Source organism: Pseudomonas agronomica, assembly GCF_025917275.1.
GTDB lineage: Bacteria > Pseudomonadota > Gammaproteobacteria > Pseudomonadales > Pseudomonadaceae > Aquipseudomonas > Aquipseudomonas agronomica.
In genome coordinates this window covers 1-2,377 of the sequence record NZ_JAOSHO010000651.1, presented here as the reverse complement: position 1 = coordinate 2,377, position 2,377 = coordinate 1, and the positions used below count along the sequence as shown (strand labels likewise).

Below are 2,377 nucleotides of genomic sequence, written 5' to 3'. Positions count from 1 at the left end.
AGGCAGCCGTGACCGCAGCAACGGATAAAGTACTCAATCAACAAAACCCCAGCCAACTGCAAATCCCATGTCCCAACCTGAGAAATAGAAGAACCTTATGAACTGGCAACCCCACATCACCGTCGCCACTATCGTCGAAGACAACGGCCGCTTCCTGATGGTGGAAGAATCCAAGGGCGGACGCGCAGTGCTCAACCAGCCCGCCGGCCACCTGGATCCGAACGAGACACTGATCGAAGCCGCCGTACGCGAAACCCTGGAGGAAACCGGCTGGGACGTCGAACCCACCGCCGTGGTCGGCATCTACCTGTACACCGCCCCCAGCAACGGTGTGACCTACCAGCGCGTGTGCTTTGCCGCCAAGGCCTTGAAACACCACCCTGACTATCAACTGGACGACGGCATCCTCGGCGCCAAATGGCTGTCCCGCGACGAACTGCTCGAACAGCGCGACCACTGGCGCAGCGAGCTGATCATCCGCTGCATCGACGATTACCTGGCCGGCCATAGCCATAGCCTGGCGCTTATCCGCCCTTCTCTTTAGCCTTGCGCGCCCGGGCCTGATAGAATCGCGTCCTTTTTCAAGACACTCATTGAATTCCTATGCGTGATCCAGCCTCTTCGAACACCCCAAAGCAACGCGTCATCGTCGGCATGTCCGGTGGCGTGGACTCTTCCGTTTCCGCCCTTCTGCTGATGGAGCAGGGTTATGAGGTGGAAGGCCTGTTCATGAAGAACTGGGAAGAAGACGACGGAACCGAGTACTGCACCGCCATGGACGACCTCGCGGACGCCCAGGCCGTGTGCGACAAGATCGGCATCAAGCTGCACACCGCCAACTTCGCCGCCGAGTACTGGGACAACGTGTTCGAGCACTTCCTGGCCGAATACAAGGCCGGCCGCACGCCGAACCCGGACATCCTCTGCAACCGCGAGATCAAGTTCAAGGCGTTCCTCGACTACGCGATGATGCTCGGTGCCGACCTGATCGCCACCGGCCACTATGTGCGCCGCCGCGACATCGATGGCCGCACCGAATTGCTCAAGGGCCTGGACCCGAACAAGGACCAGAGCTACTTCCTGCATGCGGTCGGCGGCGAACAGATCGCCAAGACCCTGTTCCCCGTCGGCGAACTGGAAAAGCCCGAAGTGCGCGCGATTGCCGAGAAACACCAGCTCGCCACCGCCAAGAAGAAGGACTCCACCGGCATCTGCTTCATTGGCGAGCGTCGTTTCAGCGACTTCCTCAAGCAGTACCTGCCGGCCCAGCCGGGCGAGATCAAGACAACCGAAGGCGACGTCATCGGCCGTCACCATGGCCTGATGTACCACACCATCGGCCAGCGCCAGGGCCTGGGCATCGGCGGGTTGAAGGACGCCGGCGAAGAGCCGTGGTACGTGCTGGTCAAGGACCTGGAGCACAACGAGCTGATCGTCGGCCAGGGCAACGACCACCCATGGCTGTTCTCCGGCGCCCTGCTCGCCTCCGACATCTATTGGGTCAACCCGATCGACCTCAGCGAACCGCGCCGCCTCACAGCCAAGGTTCGCTACCGCCAGAGCGACCAGGCCTGCACCCTGGAAAAAACCGCCAGCGGTTATCGCGCCACCTTCGATGAACCGCAGCGAGCAGTCACGCCCGGCCAATCCGTGGTGTTCTACGACGGCGAAATCTGCCTGGGCGGCGGCGTGATCGAAGTCGCCGAGCCATGGAGCAGCAAGGCATGACGCCGATCCAGGAACAACTGACGGCGCTGGGCGGGGTGTTTCTCGCCGCCGTGCTGGTGGATCGCATCGCCAAGACCGGCCAGACCAACGAAGCCGGGCTGGGCTGCATGCTTGGCAGCTTGCTGGTCCGCGATCCCAAGGACACGCTGGAAGTCTACGGCGGCGATGACCTGAACCTTCGCGAAGGCTATCGCGCCTTGATCGGCGCCCTGGAACGCGACCCCAGCGCCCTGCAACGCGAACCGCTGCGCTACGCCTTGTCGATGCTAGGCCTGGAGCGTCAATTGGCCAAGCGTGACGACCTGCTGGAAACCATCGGCAAGCGCCTGCCGCAGATCCAATCCCAGGTCGAACACTTCGGCCCGTCCCACGAGAACGTGGTCGCCGCGTGCGGCGCGCTGTACCAGGACACCTTGAGCACCCTGCGCCAGCGCATCCAGGTGCATGGCGACATGCGCAACCTGCAACAGCCGAGCAATGCCTCGAAGATCCGCGCGCTGTTGTTGGCCGGGATCCGCTCGGCACGCCTGTGGCGGCAGTTGGGCGGCCATCGCTGGCAACTGGTGATCAGCCGACGCAAATTATTGAAAGAGCTTTACCCGTTGATGCACAACGAATAAGTCGCCTCGACCTTTTTTGTATAGCCCCG

The 2,377-nt window shown here is 62.1% G+C and carries 3 protein-coding genes; all 3 read left to right on the top strand.

The window, feature by feature from the left end; genetic code table 11:
• The first annotated feature begins 97 nt into the window (after positions 1 to 97).
• Genes OC610_RS25755 through hflD form a run of 3 tightly spaced genes read left to right on the top strand, consistent with a single transcriptional unit; the run spans position 98 to position 2,348 of the window.
• Positions 98 to 544, top strand: coding sequence for an NUDIX hydrolase (locus OC610_RS25755; RefSeq protein ID WP_264431849.1), 447 nt, complete (start codon positions 98 to 100; stop codon positions 542 to 544).
• A gap of 59 nt (positions 545 to 603) precedes the next feature.
• Positions 604 to 1,728 (top strand): tRNA 2-thiouridine(34) synthase MnmA, encoded by a 1,125-nt coding sequence (gene mnmA, locus OC610_RS25750; protein ID WP_264431848.1) that lies wholly within the window; start codon positions 604 to 606, stop codon positions 1,726 to 1,728.
• Positions 1,725 to 2,348: a high frequency lysogenization protein HflD gene (gene hflD, locus OC610_RS25745; RefSeq protein ID WP_264431847.1), complete on the top strand. Its 624-nt coding sequence runs from the start codon at positions 1,725 to 1,727 to the stop codon at positions 2,346 to 2,348. Before mnmA ends, hflD begins: the two co-directional genes overlap by 4 nt.
• Positions 2,349 to 2,377: the final 29 nt, after the last annotated feature.